At 60.7% G+C, this 20,505-nt stretch carries 20 protein-coding genes and 1 pseudogene; 20 read left to right on the top strand and 1 reads right to left on the bottom strand.

From position 1 onward, the window contains the following. From J5Y17_RS15895 to hypE, 4 genes are read left to right on the top strand one after another with little or no spacing between them, the layout of a single operon-like run. The gene (locus tag J5Y17_RS15895) at positions 1-1,491 is read left to right on the top strand and encodes a sigma-54 dependent transcriptional regulator (RefSeq protein WP_219786444.1); all 1,491 of its coding nucleotides are present in this window, start codon (positions 1-3) and stop codon (positions 1,489-1,491) included. A 3-nt stretch (positions 1,492-1,494) separates the two neighbouring features. Further along, positions 1,495-1,785: a HypC/HybG/HupF family hydrogenase formation chaperone gene (gene hypC / locus J5Y17_RS15890; RefSeq protein WP_219786443.1), complete on the top strand. Its 291-nt coding sequence runs from the start codon at positions 1,495-1,497 to the stop codon at positions 1,783-1,785. Beyond that, entirely contained in the window at positions 1,782-2,924 is a 1,143-nt protein-coding gene (gene hypD, locus J5Y17_RS15885) for a hydrogenase formation protein HypD (protein WP_219786441.1), read from the top strand. The genes hypC and hypD overlap by 4 nt, the downstream gene beginning before the upstream one ends. Before the next feature lie 57 nt (positions 2,925-2,981). Next, entirely contained in the window at positions 2,982-4,007 is a 1,026-nt protein-coding gene (hypE, locus tag J5Y17_RS15880) for a hydrogenase expression/formation protein HypE (RefSeq protein ID WP_219786439.1), read from the top strand. Positions 4,008-4,023: 16 nt separating this feature from the next. Here the strand turns inward: hypE and J5Y17_RS15875 are convergent, their stop codons facing one another. Further along, a complete protein-coding gene (locus tag J5Y17_RS15875) occupies positions 4,024-5,040 on the bottom strand; it encodes a GntR family transcriptional regulator (RefSeq protein WP_219786437.1) in 1,017 nt (338 codons plus the stop codon). A 296-nt stretch (positions 5,041-5,336) separates the two neighbouring features. Between J5Y17_RS15875 and J5Y17_RS15870 the strand changes: the two genes are divergently transcribed. The 16 genes and pseudogenes from J5Y17_RS15870 to J5Y17_RS15795 all read left to right on the top strand — a co-directional run bounded on the left by J5Y17_RS15870 (position 5,337) and on the right by J5Y17_RS15795 (position 20,500). Further along, positions 5,337-6,359, top strand: a complete 1,023-nt coding sequence (locus J5Y17_RS15870; RefSeq protein WP_370628980.1) for an ABC transporter ATP-binding protein — start codon at positions 5,337-5,339, stop codon at positions 6,357-6,359. Beyond that, positions 6,359-7,270 (top strand): ABC transporter permease, encoded by a 912-nt coding sequence (locus J5Y17_RS15865; RefSeq protein ID WP_219786435.1) that lies wholly within the window; start codon positions 6,359-6,361, stop codon positions 7,268-7,270. Before J5Y17_RS15870 ends, J5Y17_RS15865 begins: the two co-directional genes overlap by 1 nt. A gap of 3 nt (positions 7,271-7,273) precedes the next feature. Further along, positions 7,274-8,116, top strand: a complete 843-nt coding sequence (locus J5Y17_RS15860) for an ABC transporter permease (RefSeq protein WP_066704814.1) — start codon at positions 7,274-7,276, stop codon at positions 8,114-8,116. After that, positions 8,113-8,844 carry an SDR family NAD(P)-dependent oxidoreductase gene (locus J5Y17_RS15855; protein ID WP_255572145.1) on the top strand — a complete coding sequence of 244 codons (732 nt, stop codon included), beginning with the start codon at positions 8,113-8,115 and terminating at the stop codon, positions 8,842-8,844. Before J5Y17_RS15860 ends, J5Y17_RS15855 begins: the two co-directional genes overlap by 4 nt. A gap of 24 nt (positions 8,845-8,868) precedes the next feature. After that, the gene (locus J5Y17_RS15850; protein WP_219786433.1) at positions 8,869-9,621 is read left to right on the top strand and encodes an SDR family NAD(P)-dependent oxidoreductase; all 753 of its coding nucleotides are present in this window, start codon (positions 8,869-8,871) and stop codon (positions 9,619-9,621) included. A gap of 77 nt (positions 9,622-9,698) precedes the next feature. Further along, the gene (locus J5Y17_RS15845; protein ID WP_066704823.1) at positions 9,699-10,919 is read left to right on the top strand and encodes a PotD/PotF family extracellular solute-binding protein; all 1,221 of its coding nucleotides are present in this window, start codon (positions 9,699-9,701) and stop codon (positions 10,917-10,919) included. A gap of 80 nt (positions 10,920-10,999) precedes the next feature. After that, entirely contained in the window at positions 11,000-12,067 is a 1,068-nt protein-coding gene (locus J5Y17_RS15840) for an ABC transporter ATP-binding protein (protein ID WP_219786432.1), read from the top strand. Positions 12,068-12,090: 23 nt separating this feature from the next. Further along, positions 12,091-12,969 (top strand): polysaccharide deacetylase, encoded by an 879-nt coding sequence (locus tag J5Y17_RS15835; protein ID WP_219786430.1) that lies wholly within the window; start codon positions 12,091-12,093, stop codon positions 12,967-12,969. A gap of 76 nt (positions 12,970-13,045) precedes the next feature. Next, on the top strand, positions 13,046-13,378 hold the full coding sequence (locus J5Y17_RS15830) for a hypothetical protein (RefSeq protein ID WP_219786428.1): 333 nt from the start codon (positions 13,046-13,048) through the stop codon (positions 13,376-13,378). Continuing rightward, positions 13,375-14,418, top strand: coding sequence for a GTP-binding protein (locus tag J5Y17_RS15825; RefSeq protein WP_219786426.1), 1,044 nt, complete (start codon positions 13,375-13,377; stop codon positions 14,416-14,418). Before J5Y17_RS15830 ends, J5Y17_RS15825 begins: the two co-directional genes overlap by 4 nt. Continuing rightward, complete coding sequence (locus J5Y17_RS15820) at positions 14,418-15,611, top strand: PotD/PotF family extracellular solute-binding protein (protein ID WP_219786423.1); 1,194 nt, start codon at positions 14,418-14,420, stop codon at positions 15,609-15,611. The genes J5Y17_RS15825 and J5Y17_RS15820 overlap by 1 nt, the downstream gene beginning before the upstream one ends. A gap of 39 nt (positions 15,612-15,650) precedes the next feature. Continuing rightward, positions 15,651-16,634, top strand: coding sequence for an asparaginase (locus tag J5Y17_RS15815; RefSeq protein ID WP_219786421.1), 984 nt, complete (start codon positions 15,651-15,653; stop codon positions 16,632-16,634). Between the two features lie 179 nt (positions 16,635-16,813). After that, positions 16,814-18,115 (top strand): ABC transporter substrate-binding protein, encoded by a 1,302-nt coding sequence (locus J5Y17_RS15810; RefSeq protein WP_219786419.1) that lies wholly within the window; start codon positions 16,814-16,816, stop codon positions 18,113-18,115. Between the two features lie 5 nt (positions 18,116-18,120). Continuing rightward, on the top strand, positions 18,121-18,879 hold the full coding sequence (locus J5Y17_RS15805; RefSeq protein ID WP_219786417.1) for an ABC transporter ATP-binding protein: 759 nt from the start codon (positions 18,121-18,123) through the stop codon (positions 18,877-18,879). A gap of 41 nt (positions 18,880-18,920) precedes the next feature. Next, positions 18,921-19,622 (top strand): annotated as a pseudogene (locus tag J5Y17_RS15800) (ABC transporter ATP-binding protein); the annotation flags it as partial. Beyond that, positions 19,619-20,500 carry a branched-chain amino acid ABC transporter permease gene (locus tag J5Y17_RS15795; RefSeq protein ID WP_219786413.1) on the top strand — a complete coding sequence of 294 codons (882 nt, stop codon included), beginning with the start codon at positions 19,619-19,621 and terminating at the stop codon, positions 20,498-20,500. The pseudogene J5Y17_RS15800 and the gene J5Y17_RS15795, both read left to right, overlap by 4 nt. Positions 20,501-20,505 lie beyond the last annotated feature (5 nt).

The raw sequence follows: 20,505 nt of genomic DNA, 5'->3' as shown, positions 1-20,505 counted from the left end.
ATGTCGGACCCGTTGCCCACGATCCTTTTGGTTGACGACGAGGAACACAGCCTCGCCGCCATGCGCATGGCGCTCGAAGACGACTTCGAATGCCTGACCGCCATGAGTGCCGAAGAGGCGCGTGGCCTGATGCAAGAGCATTTCGTGCAGGTGATCTTTTGTGATCATCGCATGCCCGGCACGACCGGCGTCGAGTTTCTGACCGAAGTGCGGGAACACTGGCCCGAGACGGTGCGGATCATCATCACGGGCTACACGGAAACCGGCGACATGATCTCTGCGATCAACGATGCGGGGATCTATCAGTTCCTGACGAAACCATGGCACCCGGATCATCTGATGATGGTGGCCAAAAACGCGACGGACCTGTTCCGTTTGACGCGCGACCATGATCGCATGTCCTTGGAAATGCGGTATCTGTCGCGTTCTGTGGAAGCGAAAATCGAGGAACAGCGCAAAGCCCTGCGCGAGGGGCTCGGGTTCGAGGCGGTTCTGCGCGCGGTCAATTCGCCGATGAATGCCGTCATCGAACAGGCGCGCCAATTCGCGACCTTCGATGTGCCCGTGGTGATCACCGGCGAAAACGGCACGGGCAAAGGTCAGCTGGCCCGCGCGATGCATTATAGTTCCCTGCGCTCAGAGAAACCCTATTTCGAATTCGATTGCTCCTCCGTCGATGACGACATTCTGGAGATCGAACTTTTCGGCGCGCGGCGCGGCGCCTTGCCCGGGCTGACCAGCAACAAGACGGGGTTGTTCCAAAAGGTGGACAGGGGCACGCTCTATCTCTCCGGCGTCTCCAACCTGTCGCCACGCTTGCAACTTTTGCTCTTGCGGGCGGTGCGCGATGGGGCGTTTCGTCCCGTGGGTGGTCATGAGTTGCGGCATTCTCAAGTGCGGCTTTTGGCGGGAACGGAGCGCGATCTGCGGATCGAGGTCGCGGAAGGCCGCTTTAATTCCGAGCTTTACTATGCCTTGTCAAAGGCGGGGTTGACCGTGCCGCCGCTGCGTGACCGTGTCGGGGATCTTGCGATTTTGGCGCAAACCCTTTTGTTCGAAATGGCCGAGAAACATGGCAAACCAGTCAGCGGTCTCTCGGACGATGCGCTACAATTCCTGTCGGAATACGACTGGCCCGGCAACATGCGCGAGCTTGAGAACGAGATGGTGCGGATGTTGATCTTTTCGCAGGATGCGCTTTTGGGACCGGAACTGATCTCGCGTCATATCCTGCAGGCGAGCCCTGTGTCCGATGCGGAAACGGAAACATCCGTCGACCGGGTTTTGATCGGAACCGGCACGCTGAAAGACCGAGTCGAGCAAATCGAAATGCGCATTCTGCGTGAGACGCTGACGCGTTTGAAATGGAACAAGAGCCGCGCCGCCAATGAGCTGGGGCTGTCACGCGTCGGGCTGCGAGCCAAAATTGAACGATACGGGTTGGTCGACCCGAAACGCAGTTCTGAGCCGACATCGGGTGAGGAGGAGTAAGCCATGTGTCTGGGAATTCCGGGACAGATCGTCAAGATCACTGATGAGACGCGCCTGATGGCCTTGGCGGATGTGTCTGGCGTCAAACGCGAGGTCAACATCGCGCCGGTTCTGACCGGGGCCATTGAGGCGTTGATTGGCAAATGGGCCTTGATCCACGTTGGTTTCGCGATGGCGATCATCGACGAAGATGAGGCCGCAGCCACCTTGAAAGCGCTTCATGATCTGGGGGAAACCCAAGAGGCGCATGAGGCTATGGCCGCAGGGGATCGGGCTTTGGAGGCAGGGGCATGAAATACGCAGAAGAATTTCGGGATCCGAAAGCCGCAAAAGCGCTTTTGGCACGGATTGCCGAGCTGACGGATGAGATCGGTGCGACCAAGGAAAAGCCGGTCTACATCATGGAGATTTGCGGTGGACATACCCATGCGATCTTTCGCTATGGCCTCGACAAGCTGACACCCGAGGGGGTCGAGTTCATTCACGGTCCGGGCTGTCCTGTCTGTGTTCTGCCGATGGCACGGGTCGATGAATGTGTCGAGATTGCCGAACGCCCGGAGGTAATTTTCACCACCTTCGGGGACGCGATGCGTGTGCCCGGACAGAAGAAATCGCTGATGCAGGCCAAAGCCGCCGGCGCTGACATTCGCATGGTCTATTCTCCTTTGGACGCGCTGGAACTGGCGCGCCGCAACCCGGATCGCGAAGTGGTGTTCTTTGGGCTAGGTTTCGAGACCACGACGCCCTCGACGGCCCTCTCGATCCAGCAGGCGGCGCGCGAGAACCTCACCAATTTCTCGGTCTTCTGCAATCACATCACGGTCCCGCCGCCGATCAAGGCGCTTCTGGATGACCCGCATATGATGCTCGACGGTTTTGTCGGGCCGGGCCATGTGTCCATGGTGATCGGCACGCATCCTTATGATTTCATCGCGGAGGACTACGGCAAACCCATCGTGGTCGCCGGTTTTGAGCCGCTCGATCTTTTGCAATCGGTGATGATGGTGCTGGAACAAATCCGCGACGGACGGGCGGAGGTCGAAAACCAATACGCGCGGGTTGTGCCGGAACACGGCAACCCGGTGTCTATCGCTGCGATTGAGGATGTCTATGAAATGCGGCCCTCGTTTGAGTGGCGTGGTCTGGGGGAAATTGATCATTCCGGCCTAAAAATCCGTGAAAAATACCGTGCATTTGATGCCGAGGAGAAATTCGGCATCGGCTATGCGGCGGGCCAGCGCTCGGTGCAAGAGCCTGAGGGCTGCGCCTGTGGGGCGGTGATGACGGGTCGGCTCAAGCCGACGGGATGCCCGCAATTTGGCAAAGGTTGCACGCCCGAAATGCCATTGGGTGCTTTGATGGTCAGCTCCGAAGGCGCTTGCGCGGCTTATTATCAATATGGTGGGGCCCGCGCGGCGGAAGCTGCGGAATAAGACCCGCGCGGCGGAAGTCGTGAAATGAGTATTTGAGCCAAGAAGAAAGACAAAGACATGGCACTCAGAGATCAACACGTCACGCTCGCCCATGGGGGCGGCGGCAAAGCGATGCGCGATCTGATCGGCGAGGTGTTCACCTCCGTCTTCGAGCCCGAGAGCTCTGAGGATCAGGCACGCCTTATGACGGACGCTCTGCAACAGCCGGGCGCGCGGCTTGCGTTCACGACAGACAGCTTCGTGGTGGATCCGGTCGAATTTCCCGGCGGCAACATCGGCAAGATCGCGGTCTGTGGCACAGTGAACGATCTGGCCGTCGGCGGCGCGACGCCTCTGTGGTTGTCAGCGGCCTTCATCATTGAGGAGGGCACCGACATTGATCTGTTGCGCCGCATCGTCTCCGCGATGAAAGAGGAGGCCGACAAGGCCGGGGTCAAGATCGTTACGGGCGACACGAAAGTCGTCGGGCGCGGTTCTGCGGATAAGGTCTTTGTCACGACCTCCGGCGTGGGGGTCATCCCGCCCGGTCTCGATCTGGGTGCGACGCATGTGCAGCCGGGGGATGTGGCCATTGTGAACCACGTGCTGGGCGATCATGGTGCGGCGATTTTGGCGGCGCGGGGGGACATGGCGCTTAGCGCCGACATTCAATCCGATTGTGCGAGCCTCGGTCACCTGATGGCGGCGGTCTCGGCGGCTTGCCCCTCTCTGCGGTGTGCGCGGGATGCGACGCGTGGTGGCCTTGCCTCTACTCTGAACGAGATCGCGGAAGAGGCCGATGTCGCTATCGAAATCTCCGAAGACACCCTGCCGATCCGGCCGGAAGTCAAAGGCATGTGTGAAATCCTCGGACTTGATCCGCTTTATCTCGCCAACGAAGGCACACTGGTGGTGTTCGTCGCGCCCGAGGAGGTCGACGCCGCGCTGTCTGCCATGCGATCGGTCCCGGAAGGCGAAGGTGCAGTGGCCATTGGTCAGGCGAAAGTTGCCGGAGTGGGGCCACGAGTGACGATGCGGACCCTTTTCGGTGGGGGGCGCATCGTCGATATGTTGGTCGGGGAGCAGTTGCCGCGCATTTGTTGACGGAAGCTGCGACATCTCACGTAAATTGTAGGTAAGATGGAAAATCGGACGGCGGTGGCAGGATCGCGGTAATCTTGAGTTGTGCAATCGTGCGGTCGCGGGCCTTTTTTAAGTGCATCGCCAACATGCTTTCCGCCGCTTTGATGGATCCCGCGAGCGCCAGTTCGATCACTTGGCCCAGCTCGAGGATGGATTGCGTGTCGGGCGGCAGGCCCAGCGAGAAGAACGCAGCCTGACAGGCCTCTAGCGCCAGCCGGTTGTTGGAGGCGTAATTCGCCAGATCTTCGTTCGGCGTGGTTAGCACCACCATTTCGAAAAAACGCCGATCCAGCGAGAACCATTGCGCGGGCGTCGGCGCGGTTTGCGCGGAGAGGGCGCGAATTTCATCGGCCAATTCGCGCAGCTGCTCTGTCGGGAGTTTCGCCGAAGACAGCGCCGCCACCTCTAAAATGCCGCGCAATTCGTATTTGTCTTTGATCTTCTTTGAGGTCAGCGGCTCGACGATCCACCGCGAAGTGCGGCTTTTGTGGATCAGGCCACGCTCCTGAAGACGTCCCAACACATCGCGAACGATGGTGCGTGACACCCCGTATTCTTCCGCCATCTGTGCCTCAAAGATACGGTAGCCGCCGAACACCGGACAGCGTGTGACGTAATAGGCGACATCATCATAGACCCGCAGCCAGCTCGGCTTTCCGGCGCTGCCGTCGAGGGTGGTCAGGTCGAGCTCGATCTGCCGCAGGTCCTCGCGCTTCGGGATATTTTGCTCTCCAGACAAGGGGTTAGAGACCACGAAGCCCCGTCCAGAAAAACGCTCTACGCCGCCTTCGTCTTCGATGATCTCCAAAGCGCGCTTGACCGTTGCCCGCGACATGTCGAGGCGCTCCGACAGCGCGCTCTCTTGAAGAACGAGGCCGGGATAGAGGTAGCCCTGGGCGATATTGTTGCGAATGAGTTCTGCCGCCAGTTCGAAAAGAGGCGCGCGCTTGTCACTGTCGTCGCTGCTGCGGGACGTGGCTTCGGTAACGGTCATCATGGCCTCTTTTCGAGAATCTTCTCCTGACAATAGGTGGCTGCTGGAATGGTTGGAAGCAATTTGTTTTTGAATACAGAAAATCAATAAGTTCTGGAGGCTGGATTTTCAAATTTATCTCCTGATCAAAAAATTAGCTAAATTGTCTAATTTTGGAGCAAAAATCTGAAATTCCTGTCGCGTGATGCGTGTAAATAATGATTTTTGGAATGCAAAAGTCATTTTTTACTTTGCCGACTCGAGTGAAATGATGTTTGTATCAAAAAAATCGAAAAACTCGACGCGGGGAATATTCAGTGCTGACTCTCAATCAGGTAAGTCGCCGATATGGCGGTGCGACGGCCTTGGATGGCGTGGACTTCGTCGTTCCGGAAAACACCTACATGGCCCTGTTGGGGGCGTCCGGGGCAGGCAAGACGACGTTGTTGCGTCTCATCGCGGGGTTCGAAGAGCCGGATCAGGGGACGATCTCTCTGCACGGTGAGCGCATCGACGGCCAGCCTTCGCATCTGCGTGACATCGGGTTCGTGTTTCAGAACTTCGCGTTGTTTCCGCATCTGACCGTGGCGGAGAACGTCGCTTTCGGTCTGCGGCATCGCGCTCATGCGCCCTTGACCAATGAGACCGAGATCAAGGATCGCACCGAAGCCGCTCTGGAGTTGGTCGGTCTGACCGGCTTTGGTCATCGCGGTGTGAGCGCGATTTCCGGCGGTCAAAGACAACGCGTCGCTCTGGCCCGCACTTTGGTGTGTGAGCCGCGGATCGTTCTGCTCGACGAGCCGCTCGGCGCGCTTGACGCCAACCTGCGCTCGCGGATGTGTGACGAGTTGAAGGCGATCCGCGAACGGCTTGGCGTCAGCTTCTTGCATGTCACAGGGTCCGAGACCGAAGCGCTCACCATGGGTGATCAGGTTGCCGTGCTCGCCAATGGGCGGATCATGCAATCCGACGCGCCGGACATGTTGTTCAGCCATCCCGGCAATGCCGAGGCCGCGCGCCACCTCAATGCCTGGAACATTTTCGACGCCAGTCTTTGTAACCATGACTTGGGGCAGGGACCGATCGCGGTGCGGTTCGATCAGATCGATGTGAGCGACCCAGGGGCCGCCCCGACCGAGCGCCCAGCGTTGCACGCCACCTATCTCACCGGCGAATTCAACGGGCCGACCGCCTTGTCATTCTTCCGCGCCGCAGACGGCACCCTCTTGCAGGTCGTCGATCACCTCAGCCAGCCGCGCCTTCCCGATCTGGTCGAAGGCCAAGGCTATGACCTTCATTTCGCAGCCGATGCCCTGCGCCAATTCCACGGAGCCGCCTGATGACTGCCCTCACGACGGACACCCCGTCCACCACCACCCATTCCCCCGCTGAGCTTCGCGAGAAAAAGGACCGTCGCCGCGCCATCGCGCTTTTGTCGCCGGGGCTTTTGTGGATGACCCTCTTCATGGTCCTGCCCATGGCCATGGTGATCTATGTGTCCTTCTGGACCCAGACCACCTTCTCCGTGAACTCGACCCTGACCACGGCCAGCTGGGAGCGGTTCCTGAGTTCCGCGACCTATCTGGGCGCGATCTGGACCACGCTGCGGATTTGGCTCATCGTTCTGATTGCGACCATCGTCGTTGGCTATCCGGTGGCTTTGTTCATCGGGCTTTTCGTGCGCAACAAGACGCTTCAGACCGCGCTCTTGGTCGCCTGTGTGATCCCGTTCTGGACCTCGTTCCTGATCCGCGTCATCGCATGGCGTCCGATGTTGGGCACCGAAGGCGCGATCAACATGATCCTGATGAAACTCGGGATCATCTCTGAACCGCTGACCTTTTTGCTGTTCTCCGAATTCTCCGTCCTTGTTGGCATGACTCAGATTTACTGCGTGTTCATGGTCGGGCCGATCACCTTCATGCTAGGCCGGATCGACATCTCCGTGATCGAGGCCGCGCGTGATCTCGGCGCCTCTTTCGGGACGATTTTCCGCCGCATCATCCTGCCGCTTTCGCTGCCGGGGGTCATGGTTGGGTCGATCTTTGTATCCGTCATGGTGCTGGGCGAGTTTGCTACAGCCGCCTCGCTGTCGGGCCGTAAGACCAACCTCTTGGGCAACATCATCGTGAGCCAGGTGGGCTCTCTCAAATGGGCCTTCGCCGCCGTCGCCGGTGTGGTTCTCACCATCATCATCACCGCCGTGATCGCGCTCGCGCTGCGTCTCGTCGATCTGCGAAAGGAAATGTGAGCCATGGAATCCCGTATCCTGCGTCCGACGCTCGCCCTTTATACCGTCCTCTTTCTGCTGTTCCTTTATGGGCCGATGATCGTTCTCACGATCCTGTCGTTCCAAAGCGCCGATGGCGGTCCGCAATTCCCGATCCGCGAATGGTCCGTCTACTGGTACGAGCACCTCTTGGGCTTTGCCGAAACCTCCCGCGTCTCGCAGCTTCCGGTGGGCGATAGCCTGCTGCGCTCGATCGTGCTGGCCTTCATGACCACCGTGGTCTCGACCGTTCTGGGCGTCATGAGCGCCGAAGCCTTCCGCACCCGGTTCAAGGGGTCGGGTCCGGCATTCTACCTGATCATCCTTGGCATGATGGTGCCCGGCGTTCTGGTGGGGCTTGGCATGGCGCTTTTGTCCAACACTCTGGGCATTGCCCGGGCGTGGTGGGGCACCTCTTTCGTGCTGCATGTGGTCTACACCTATCCCTTCGCCTTCCTTGTGATGCTGGCCATCTTCAACCGGTTCGACCGCACCGTTGAAGAAGCCTCGCTCTCCTTGGGTGTAAGCCCGGCACAGACCTTCCGCCGCGTGACCTTCCCGATCATCTTCCCCGGTGTGCTCTCGGCCATGCTGTTCTCCTTTACGCTCAGCTATGATGAATTCGCCCGCACGCTCTTTACGGCCGGTCGCGATCTGACGCTGCCGCTGGCGATCTACGGGACGTTCTCGGTGGAGATTTATCCCAACATCTTCGCCTTCGGGGTGCTGACCACGCTGTTCAGCTTCACGCTTCTGGTGATCTACGGCCTCTTGATGAAACGCTTCACCTCGAAGGCCTCCCGTTATTCCGGTCAGGAGGACGCATGATGATTGCTCTCGTCACGGGCGCAGGCTCCGGCATCGGTGCGGCCATCGCACTCCGCCTTGCCGCCGATGGTCACACGGTTGCTGTCAACGATCTCTCGCTTGAGGCCGCCAAGGCGACCGTCGAGAAAATCCACGCAGCCGGCGGTGTCGCAGGCGCCTATGCCGCCGATGTCAGCGATGAGGCCGCCGTCACCGAGATGGTTGATCTGATCACCGAAGATTTCGGCGCGCCGGAGATTTTGGTCAACAACGCGGGCTTTGGCCATCAGGCGCGGTTCACCGAGATCGAGCCTGCCATGTTCGACAAAATCTTCGCCGTGCATGTGCGGGGCAACTACCTTTGCACCCGTGCTTGCCTGCCCGCGATGCTGGCAAAGGGGCAGGGGCATATTGTCAATATCGCCTCGCAGCTCGGTCAAATCGGTGGGGTGGAACTGGTCCATTACGCCGGTGCCAAGGCCGCCGTGATCGGCATGACGAAATCGCTGGCCCGCGAGGTCTCGACCCAGGGCGTGCGCGTCAATGCCGTGGCGCCCGGACCGATCAACACGCCGCTCGTCGAGGCGCTTTCCGAGGAGTGGAAGACCGCGAAACGCGCGGACCTTCCGCTCGGGCGTTTTGGCTCTCCGGCGGAAATCGGCGGTGTCGTCTCCTTCCTCGTCTCTGACGATGCCGCTCTGTTCGTCGGGCAAACGCTCGGGCCGAACTCCGGCGATGTCATGTTGTGATCCCAGAAAATGGAAAGCTCTCAAATGGATAAACGTATTGTTCTCGTCACCGGTGCGGGCATTGGCATCGGTCGCGCAGCCGCTCTCGCGTTCGCGGCCAAGGGCGATCATGTGATCGTCACCGATGTGCTCGAAGACAAAGGCCAAGCGGTCGTCGCCGAGATCGAAGCCGCGGGCGGAAGCGCCGAGTTTCACGCGCTGAACGTGCGCTCGACCGAGGCGGCGGATGCGCTGGTTGGCGGTCTTAACGAACGCTTCGGCGGCATCGACGTGATCGTCGCCAACGCCGGTATTGCCCTGCGCGTGCCGATGGCGGAAATGACCGATGAGACCTGGCACGAAACGCTCGACGTCGATCTCTACGGCATGATGCGGGTGATCCGCCCGGCGCTTCCGGCGATGAAAGAGGGGGCCTCGATCATCTGCCTTTCCTCGATCATGGGCACCAACTACGGTTGGGACGAGCATGTGCATTACTCCACCGCCAAATCCGGTGTGATCGGTCTCATTCGCGGCCTCGCCGTTGAATTCGCCGCCAAGGGCATTCGCGTCAACGGTGTCGCCCCCGGCTATATCCGCACCGCGCAATTGCTCAATCCCGGCCACAGCCTCGGTCCAGACGCGGCCGAGATCGCCTCGCCCTACATTCCGATGAAGCGTCTGGGCGAGCCTGCCGAGATCGCCAACGTCATCACATTTCTCGCCTCCTCCGATGCTTCTTACCTCACCGGTCAGGTCATCACTGTGGACGGGGGGCTGACCCCCGGCCGCTACTGAGGTCGCCAACGAGGGGCGACGAACGCCCCCGCACTTCACTCAATGTCACCACGTCAATATCAACAGGGAAAGACACCATGACTTTGACACCCAATCGCCGTAGCTTTTTGAAATACGGGGCCGCCGCGGGCGCTGCTGCCCTCGGCTCGGGTCTGCACCCGTGGTCGCGTATGGCCTATGCCGCCAATCTCTCGGAGCAGGAATTGCGCACCACAGGTCTCTCGACCACCGTGCAAGACCGTATCCTCGAGATGTTCAAAGCCGCGTCCGGCGTCGGCACCACCTCCGGCACGCCGTCCACCTACCCGGATGCGCAGACCAAAATCCTCTCCGGTTCGTCTGATTACGACTGCTGGGAAATCATCGGCGAACGTCTTCCGGCGCTGATCGCGACAGACAACGTCGAACCCATCCCCGCCGCTGATCTGCCGAACTGGGCCTCGATCCGCGACACCTTCACCACCACCAATCCGAAATGGGATGCGCGCGCGCAAATCTCTGGTCAGATTTGGGCGGATGACGCCAAAACCCAGCTCTACATGGTGCCGGCCGTCTACAACTTTGACTCCATCGGTTATAACCCAGAGGTCCTCACCGACGAGGAAGCCAACACCTGGACTGCGCTGTTCGATGAGAAGTGGAAGGGCAAATCCGGTCTGAACGTCGACCCGCTCATCGCCATCGGTCAGGCCATCCTCGCCATGAATTCGCTCGGTCTGTTGGAAGCCAAGAACCCCGGCAACCCGACGATGGACGAGATCGACGAAGCCGCGAAGTTCCTGATCTCCAAAAAGAAAGACGGTCAGTTCCGTGCGCTTTGGGGCGACTTTGGCGAGCTCGTCAACCTGATGGCCTCCGGCGAAATGGTCGTCTGCGACGCATGGCAGCCCGCCGTCATGGCCGTCAAAGCCCAAGGTAAACCCGCCAAATACGCGACGCCGAAAGAAGGCACGCGCGGCTGGGCGATCGGGCCGTCGATGCTCAAAGGCACGCCGAACCGCGAAGCCGTCATCGCCTATGCCAACTTCTGGCTGTCGGGCGAGCCGGGTATCGCGGTCACCGAACAGGGTTACTACTCGCCCTCGACCAACATCAAAGAGGCGATGGATCCCGACGCCTATGCCTTCTGGTACGAAGGGGCGCCGTGGAAAGGCGAAGCCGAGCGCGGCATCAACCCGGGCGATCTGCGCGATGGCGGCTCTCTCGAAGAGCGCGCGTCCAACGTCGCTTACTGGCACCAGTGGCCGGATGAATACGACCATCTGATCATGCGTTGGGACGAATTCCTGAACGCCTGATCCGAGCAGGCGGGCGGCCCTCTTCCCCTCTTCAGGGCCGCCCGCCCATGTCCTGCACTTCAAACACGAAAGCTGATCGCATGATCTACGATCTCGAGCTGATTTCCGTCGGCAAAACCTATTCCGATGGCACCGTTGCTGTTTCCGACTTCGATCTGAAGGTGGAAAAGGGCGAATTCGTGGCCTTTCTCGGCCCGTCTGGCTGCGGCAAATCCACCACGCTGCGGATGATCGCCGGGTTCGAGGACATCACCAATGGCGAGGTCATGATGATGGGTCAGAACGTGACCCATATCCCGCCGGAAAAACGTCCGACCTCGATGATTTTCCAAAACTACGCGCTTTTTCCGCATATGACGGTGCGCGAGAATGTCGCCTTTGGCCTCGACGTCAAAGGCACGCCCAAGGCCGAGCGGAACCGCAAGGTGGATCGCATCCTCGACATGTTCGATCTGGAGCAATTCGCGGATCGCAAGGCCGACAAACTGTCGGGCGGTCAGCGTCAGCGGATCGCTCTGGCGCGGGGCCTTGTGGTTGAACCCGAAATTCTGTTGCTCGACGAGCCTCTGGGCGCGCTCGACGCCAACCTGCGCCGGATCATCCAGAACGAATTGAAACTGTTGCAGCGCGAGCTGGGCATCACCTTTATCTTCGTGACCCACGCGCAATCCGAAGCTTTGGGCCTGTCGGACCGTGTCGTCGTCATGTCAAACGGTGTGGTCGAACAAATCTCTGCCCCGCGCGAGCTGTATCGCCGCCCCCAAACGCCCTTTGTCGCGGATTTCATCGGTTCGAACACGGTGTTCGAAGGCACGGCCAAAGGCGCGGCGGGCACCGGCTTCGGGATGATCGAAACCCCCTACGGCATGATGAAAGGCGTGGGCCAGGGCGATGAGACTCTCGCGGTCGTTCCTGCCGAAGCCTTCCGCATCGCGCCGCTGCACACGCCGGACGAGATTCGCATCGACGGCGTTCTGGCCGAACGTCATCTCGTCGGCGCGGTCGGGCATCTCAAGGTCCGCCTGCCGGGCGAGCGCGACGTCGCCGTCGAAGTCAGTGCGGATCGCCCCGAAGTGCGCGCCCTGACGCTTGGGGCGCCGGTCACTCTCGGGATCGACCCGGCCTCCATCACCCTCATTCACGCTTAATTATCCAACAGGAGACTTATCCAATGGCAAAAGAAATTCTCGTCGGTTTCGGGATTGATGTGGACGCCGTGGCCGGCTGGCTCGGTTCCTACGGCGGCGAAGACAGCCCGGACGATATTTCCCGCGGCATGTTCGCGGGCGAAGTCGGTTCGATCCGTCTGCTCGATCTCTTCGACAAGCTCGGCATCAAAACCACCTGGTTCATCCCCGGTCACTCCGCCGAAACCTTCCCGGAGCAGATGAAAGAGGTCGCCAAACGCGGCCACGAGATCGGCATCCACGGCTACAGCCACGAAAACCCGATCGCCATGACCCCGGAACAGGAAGAGGCCGTTCTGGACAAATGTATCGATCTGATCACCGAGCTGTCCGGCAAACGTCCGACCGGTTATGTGGCACCGTGGTGGGAATTCTCGCCGGTGTCCAACGAGCTGCTTTTGAAAAAAGGCATCAAGTATGACCACTCGCTGATGCACAAAGATTTCGAACCCTACCGCGTGCGCGTGGGCGACAGCTGGACCAAGATCGACTACGCGGGCAAGCCGGAAGACTGGATGAAGCCCTTGGAGCGTGGCGAGGAAACCGATCTGATCGAGATCCCGGCCAACTGGTATCTCGACGATCTGCCGCCGATGATGTTCATCAAGAAATCGCCGAACTCGCATGGCTTTGTGAACCCGCGCGACATCGAGCAGATGTGGCAGGACCAGTTCGACTGGGTCTATGAAAACATGGATTACGCGGTCTTTCCGATCACCATCCACCCTGACGTCTCCGGTCGTCCGCAGGTGCTTTTGATGCTCGAACGTCTGTTCAAGCACATGGCCTCGCATGAGGGCGTCAAATTTGTCACCATGAACGAGATGGCGGACAATTACGACGCGAAATTCCCACGCGGCTGACTCCTCGTGGGTTCACTGGGCGGACGGCCACCCCTGTGCCGTCCGTCTTTTTCGACGGATTTGAGAGGAGCGGACCATGTGTTCCCTGTGCGGTATTCTCGGGTGTGACGATCACTGGACCAACGCGATTGCGCGGCCGGGCGTCTACACACGCAACCACGATATGCCCGCCCGTCGGGCCGAGGCCGCGCGCCGCTTGAAAGCCGCGAATGACATTCTCTCTTACCGTCGCGTCAAACTCGATGTCTGGCAGGGGCGGTCCTATGTCGTGACCTCTCCGACCGGGGCCTCGAGCGTCTTTGAGGCGCTGTCGCATCTCTGGCCCGAGGCCGAAGCCCTCGCGGGTCGCGACTTTGATCCGCTTGATGATGCTTTGATTTCCTGGATGGAAGCGCGAGGTGACGCATGACACCTGTTATTCTGCTCACCGGGTTTCTGGGCTCCGGCAAAACCACGCTGTTGCAACGCCTGTTGCAAGACCCGTCGATGGCGGGGGCGGCGGTGTTGATCAACGAATTCGGTGAGGTGGGGCTGGATCACCACCTGCTCGACCGGATCGATGACAACGTCGTCTTGCTCAAATCCGGCTGTATTTGTTGCACCGTGCGTGGCGAGGTGGCTGACGCCCTGTCCAATCTCGACAGCCTGCGCGCCCGCAGCGAGATCGCCTTTGACCGTGTGGTGATCGAGACCACGGGGCTGGCCGATCCTTACCCTGTGTTGCAAACGCTGACCGCGCATCCGGTGCTGCGCTCGCATTTCACCAATGGCGGCGTGCTGACCACGGTCGATGCGGTTAACGCGCGGCTTCAGGTCGAGCATCGCGCCGAAGCCGTCCGCCAGATCGCGGCGGCGGATCGCATTGTGTTGACCAAAACCGATCTGACTGAGCCGGGCGAGGATCAGGCCCTGCGCGACCGTTTGACCCGGATCAACCCGGCGGCGCGGATCATGACCACGGAGGAGCCGGTCGAGACCATCCTCGGTGGTTTTGGCCCTGCCGCCTTTGCCGCGGCTTTGGTTTCGCATGAGACGCATCAGTGCGGACCTGCCTGCGATCATGAGGGGCACCACCACCATCACCACAACGCTCACAGCGATCACAACGCGGCGCATCACGACGAAGCCTTGGGCGTGACAAGCTTTTCCCTCGTTATTGAGGGTGAGATCGATTGGACTATGTTCGGAACCTGGCTTACACTCTTGCTGCATAAGCATGGTGATAGGATTTTCAGGGTGAAGGGTATTTTGGCGCTCGAAGGCGAAGACAGGCCCATTGCGGTTCACGGTGTGCAGCATCTTGTGCACGCGCCAACGCATATGACGCATTGGCCGGATGGCCCGCGCCAGTCGCGCATCGTCTTTATTCTCGAAGGGCTCTCGCCCGAACAAATCCGCCGCAGTTTTGCCGCGTTCACGGGGCTCTCCGGGGTCCGGGCCGCCGCCTGATGACGGAGCCGCTTCGCATCCTCACCACGGAAATTCAACCGTGGCGCTTTCTCAAGGATCGCGCCGAGGCGGACTTGGGCTTTCCGCTCGAATTCATCGAGATGGATTTCAACAGCGCGCAACGCACCGCCGCGCTCGATCCGTCCAGCTATGATATCTACGACCAGTGTTTCCACAACCTCGACATTGTCTGGTACTGGCGTGCCGTGCAGGCCATCGACACCCGCCGGATCACCCATTGGGACGATCTCGACGAGCTGTCGCGGATCATGGGGACAAGTGGGCGTCAGGCCTTGGGAGATGTGCCCGCTTCGCGCCTTTTCGTGCAACATGACATGACGCTTTCAGACAGTCCGAGCGGTCAGATTTCCATGCTGCCGACCTTCTACAACTTCGACAGTTTCGGGGTGGAGACCGAAGGGCTGGACGTCGACCGCGACATTCGAAGCTGGGCGGCGCTTTTGGACCCGCAATGGTCAGGGCGCGTGTCTTTGGTCGATGAGCCTGCGATCGGTCTCTTCGATCTGGCGCTGGCGCTGTCGGCCTCGGGCCAGATGGAATTCGAAAACATGGGCAATATGTCCGTGGCGGAAATCGACGCCCTCATCGAACACGGCAAGAGCCTCATTCATGCCGGTCACCTCAGCCCCTTCTGGCTGCGCGCCGATGAACCGGTCGAGCGCTTTATGAACGGCGAGTTGAAGCTCGCCTCGATCTGGTCGCCGACGATTGTGGAAATGAAACGCCGCGGCATTCATGTCCGCCAGGCCCGCCCGCTCGAAGGCTATCGTGCCTGGCATGGCGGCATGTGCCTGTCGCGTCTGTTGAAAGACGACAAACTCGACCGGGCCTATGAATGGCTGAACTGGTATCTGGATGGCTATGCAGGGTCCGTTGTGGCGCGTCAGGGCTATTACATGTCTGTGCCAGACCGGGTGAAAGCGCATATGTCCGAGGCGGAATGGGACTATTGGTATGAGGGTCTTCCGGCGCCGCAAGAACTCGTTGACGTGGCCGGGCGTCCGGCGATCCGTCCGGGCGAAACCCGTTCTGGCGGGTCGCGCAAGGACCGCGCGCATCACATCGCGATCTGGAACTCGACCATGGACGAGCACAATTACGTCGTGCGTCGCTGGAGCGAGTTGGTCGATCTCGCCGCCGCGAAAGGCCGCGCGCAACGTCGCGCCAGCTAGGGCCGCTCTCTTGAAATTGCTGAACACGGAAAGACACCGATGAAACATGTCGTCTTGATCGCCACTGGCGGAACCATTGCCTCCGCCGCCGATAAAACCGCAGGTGCCGTCAATGCCGGGCTGAGCGGTGAAACCCTGCTTGCGAGCCTGCATCAGCCGTTGGATGGCATCACGGTCACCGTCGAGAATTTCGAGGCGGCGGGCAGCTATGCGCTTGATCTGGCAACCATTCATCGGCTTTGCGCACGGATCGATGAGGTGTTGGCGGGGTCGGATGTGGACGGCGTTGTCGTCACCCATGGCACCGACACGATGGAGGAAAGTGCCTTTCTCGCCTGGCTTCTGGTCAAGAGCGACAAGCCCGTGGTCTTCACCGGCGCGCAGCGCCACGCCGGTCAACCCGACACCGACGGTCCGCGCAACATTCATGACGCGATCTGTGCCGCTGCCAGTGCCGATCTAACGGGCGTCGGTGCCGTGATCCTCTTCGAGGGCGACATCCACGGCGCGCGCTATGTGACCAAGGCGCATACCTCGCGGGTCGACACGTTTCGCTCCGTGGGCCTCGGCAAATTCGGTGAGGTCGATCACGGGATCGTCCATCTCTATACCCGCCCGGCCAAAGTCCGCGTGGCGCTCGAGACCCCTGCGCTTGATCCGAATGTCGAGCTGATTGGCGTGGGCCTCGGCTCGACGCCGCGTCTGATGGAACTGGCGGGGCAGGCGGGAGCAACGGGCATCGTGCTCTCTGCCTTCGGTCGTGGCAATGCGCCCAAAGGCTTTGCTGATGTCACCGCGCGTCTTATCGCGTCGGGCTGTCCGGTTGTGGTGGCGTCCCGCTGTCACGAAGGCCGCACTCAGGCGATCTATGGCAAGGACAGCGGCGGCGTCACTTTGGTGGAAAAGGGCGCGATCCTTGCGGGAGACCTCTCGGCGGTCAAAGCGCGGTTGTTGCTTGCAGCACTCTTGGGCAAAGGCTTGAGCGGTGCCGATCTTGCGGAGGCCTTGGCCGCTTACGCCTGAGGACCACACTGCCGTTCAACTGACCTCTTTTTAGGAAGATTTCACTCTGTGAAATCCTCCGGGAATGTTCCTATGTGACCTCCTGCAAACCCCGCATAGTGGGGGCACCGGGTGACGTGCGATCACGTCAGGGAGGCCCGGGACAATCAAGGCGCGCCAAGCGCCTAAGGGAGGAAATCATGACACATTCGAAACGCCCCCGCTTTAGCGGGGTTTCCAGACGTGCCTTCACCGCCGGTCTTGCGAGTTTGCCTTTGCTCACAGCCGCACGCGGACTCATGGCCGCAGATGGCGCGCCGATCCGCATTGGCTTTATCTCGCCGCGCTCCGGGCCGCTTGCCGCGTTTGGTGAGGCCGATCCCTTTATCCTCGATCTGGTGCGCAAGGCGGTGGCCGAAGGCGCATCGATTGCCGGGGAAACACGGGAGATCGAAATTCTCGACCGTGATACGCAATCCGATCCGGCCCGCGCGGCCCAGCTTGCAAGCGATCTGATCAACGGCGAAGGCGTCCAGATCATCCTCGCCTCCTGCACCCCCGAGACCATCAATCCGGTGGCAGACGCCTGCGAAGCGGCGGGCGTGCCCTGTGTCTCGACCGTGATGCCGTGGCAGGCGTTCTATTTCGGCCGTGGGGCGAAACCCGGCGAGCCCAGCCCGTTCAAATATTCCTACCACTTCGGCTTTGGCGTCGATGAATTCGCGCAGGCCTATATCTCGCAGTGGAACGCGATTGACACCAACAAAAAGGTCGGCGTGCTCTACCCGAACGACGCCGATGGCAACGCCGTGCGCGCCATGCTCGCACCGCAACTTGAGGCTGCGGGTTTCGAGGTGTTCGATCCGGGTGCGTTTGAGAGCTTTACCTCCGATTATACGACGCAAATCCGCTATTTCCGTGAGAATGGCGTGGAGATCATCAATTCCTTCGCCCTGCCGCCCGACTTTGCCACCTTCTGGCGCCAATCCGCGCAACAGGGGCTGAGCCGTCAGGTGAAAATCGTACAGGTCGCCAAGACTGGCCTCTTCCAATCCGACATCGATGCGATGGGCTCGCTCGGGCCGAAACTCGCCTCCGCCGTCTATTGGCACCGCGACATGCCCTATAGCTCGCCCACGACGGGCCACAGCGCCGAAGCACTTGCCGCCGCCTATGAGACCGAGACCGGGCGTCAATGGATGCTGCAACTCGGGGCGTCTTTGGCGCTGTTTGACGTGGCCTTGGCCGCGCTTGATCAAAGCGGCGCGCCGATGGATCGCGACGCCATCGCGACAGCGATCTCAAAGCTCAACGTCGAGACGGTGAACGGCACGGTCGATTTCACCTCCGGTCCGGTGCCTAATGTGGCGCATGGTCCGATCCTTGGCTCGCAATGGCAGCCGGTCGAGGGCAGCGAGTTCCCAGTCAGTCAGGTGCTGACCGAAAACGCCACCGATCCGAACGTGCCGGTGGCTGGCGCGCTGTTGCCCTATAACGGGTGAGCGGGATGACACAGTCTATCACGACAGAGGGGGCGCAGGCTGCGCCTCCCATTCTCTCGGTGTCTGATCTCGGCAAGTCCTTTGGCGCGGTGCATGCGCTGTCTGAGGTGAGTTTCGATCTCAGGGCAGGAGAGGCCGTGGGCATTGTCGGTCCCAACGGTGCGGGCAAGTCGACCTTTCTCGCCGCCCTCACCGGGGCCTTTGCACCCTCGACCGGGACGATCCTTTTGGATGGTTCGGATGTGACCGGCACGCCCGCCGAGATCATGTGCCGACGCGGCGTGGTGCGCACGCATCAAATCCCGCGGCCCTTCGGGGGGCTGACGGTGTTCGAGAACGCCCGTCTCGCGGCGAGTTTTGGAGGGCCGGAAAATGGCGACGCAGATGCGCTGGCATATGACGCGCTCAAGCTTTGCCGGATGTTGCCGCTGGCCAACACGCAGGCGGATCGGCTCGGGCTTTTGGACCGCAAACGTCTGGAAATGGCGCGTGCTTTGGCGACTTCGCCCCGCGTGATCCTGTTGGACGAGGTGGGCGGCGGGCTCACGGATGCAGAGGCCGAAGTGTTGGTCGAGATCATCCGCGAAATCCGCGCCTCGGGCTGTGCCATCGTCTGGATCGAGCACATCGTTCATGTGTTGTTGCAGGTCTCCGAGCGGCTGATCTGCATGGATATGGGCCGGATCATCGCCGATGGCGAGCCGCAAGCGGTGATGCGCGATCCATTGGTGATGGAAGCCTATCTGGGGCAGGGGGTGGCATGAGCGTTCTCGAAATTTCCGATCTGACGGCCCGCCACGGGCTTTTGACCGCCGTCAAAGGCGTGTCCTTTTCCGTCGCGCCCGGCGAAGTGGTGGCTTTGGTCGGCGCCAATGGGGCGGGCAAGTCCACGCTGTTGCGGTCCATCGCCGGCGCGCATTTGGATCAGGGCGGCAGGGTCACGCTCAAGGGCGAGGACCTCACCGGATGCGACGCCCACAAACGGGTGCAGCGCGGTCTGGCTTTGGTGCCCGAGGGGCGCAAGCTTTTCAGCCAAATGAACGTCTGGGAAAACCTCTGTCTCGGAGCACAGGTCGGGCGGTCCGGCGACTGGACGCCGGAGCGGATTTTCGACGTTTTCGACAATCTGCAAAAGCGTCGTTATTCCGCATGTACGCATCTCTCGGGCGGTGAACAACAGGCGGTGGCCATTGGCCGGGCGCTGGTGAGCAACCCCGATGTCATCATGCTCGATGAGGTTTCACTGGGCCTTTCTCCGGCCATCGTCGACCGCGTCTATGCCGTGCTGCCGGAGCTCCGCGCTTCGGGCACGGGCGTTGTTGTGGTCGAGCAAGACCTCGGCCGCGCCCTGTCGGTGGCGGATCGGGTGATTTGTATGTTGGAGGGCGAGATCGTCCTTCAGGGCCGCGCCGACAGCCTCTCCCGCGAGGAGATCATCGGTGCTTATTTCGGTCTTCCGCCCGGTTCTGAAGACCATGCCAATCCTGCCATGGGAGCCATGACATGATCGATATTCTGCTGCAGGGCGTCCTCTTGGGCGGCTATTATGCGCTTTTGGCCGTGGGCCTTGCGTTTCTCTATTCCATCATGGGGATCATCAACCTCGCACATGGCTCTTTTGCCGTGCTCGCGGCCTATCTCGTCTTGGCGATGGCCGACAGTTTGGGGATCAATGTCTGGCTTGCGGTGCTGGCTGTCTTGCCAATCATGGCGGTGATCGGCGCGCTGGTGGATCGGTTGATTTTCGAGCCGGTGCAAAAGGGTGGACAGCTTTTGTCGGTGCTGGCGACCTTCGGTCTCTCTGTCGTGATCGACAATCTGATCTTTCAAATTTGGGGCGCCAACACGCGCACGCTGGCCAATGCTCTGGGGGATCTCGCCTGGGCGTCTTGGGAAATTGGCGGGCTCTGGGTGGGCAAGATCTCGGTCTATATCCTCTTGACCGCTGTCGGGCTTTTGACCGGGCTGACACTGTTGATCGCACGCACGCCTTTGGGACGCGCGATCCGGGCCACAGCAACTGATCCGGACACGGCGGGGCTTGTGGGCGTCGATGCGCGGCGCGCCCGCACGATTGCTTCGGCGCTGGCCTTTGTCGCCATTGGCGTTGCGGGGGCGGCGCTTGGGATGCGCACCACATTCACGCCCTATGCCGGTGTGACCCAGCTTTTGTTTGCCTTTCAGGCGGCCGTCATCGGTGGCTCGACCTCCGTGCGCGGCACGCTCTTTGGCGGCATCGTCTTGGGTCTCGCCCAGACCTTGGGCGCAACCATTCACACCCAGGGCTTCCTCATCGGTGGGCATCTCGTGTTCTTCGCGGCGCTTTTCCTGCGTCTGCAATTCGGCACGCTGCGTCTGCCCAAGTTGCGGAGGGCTGCGGCATGAGCCTC

The sequence above is a fragment of the Celeribacter sp. PS-C1 genome, assembly GCF_019429625.1.
Lineage (GTDB): Bacteria > Pseudomonadota > Alphaproteobacteria > Rhodobacterales > Rhodobacteraceae > Celeribacter.
The sequence above is the reverse complement of the archived record's forward strand: the minus strand, read 5'-3'. Positions and strand labels throughout refer to the sequence as shown.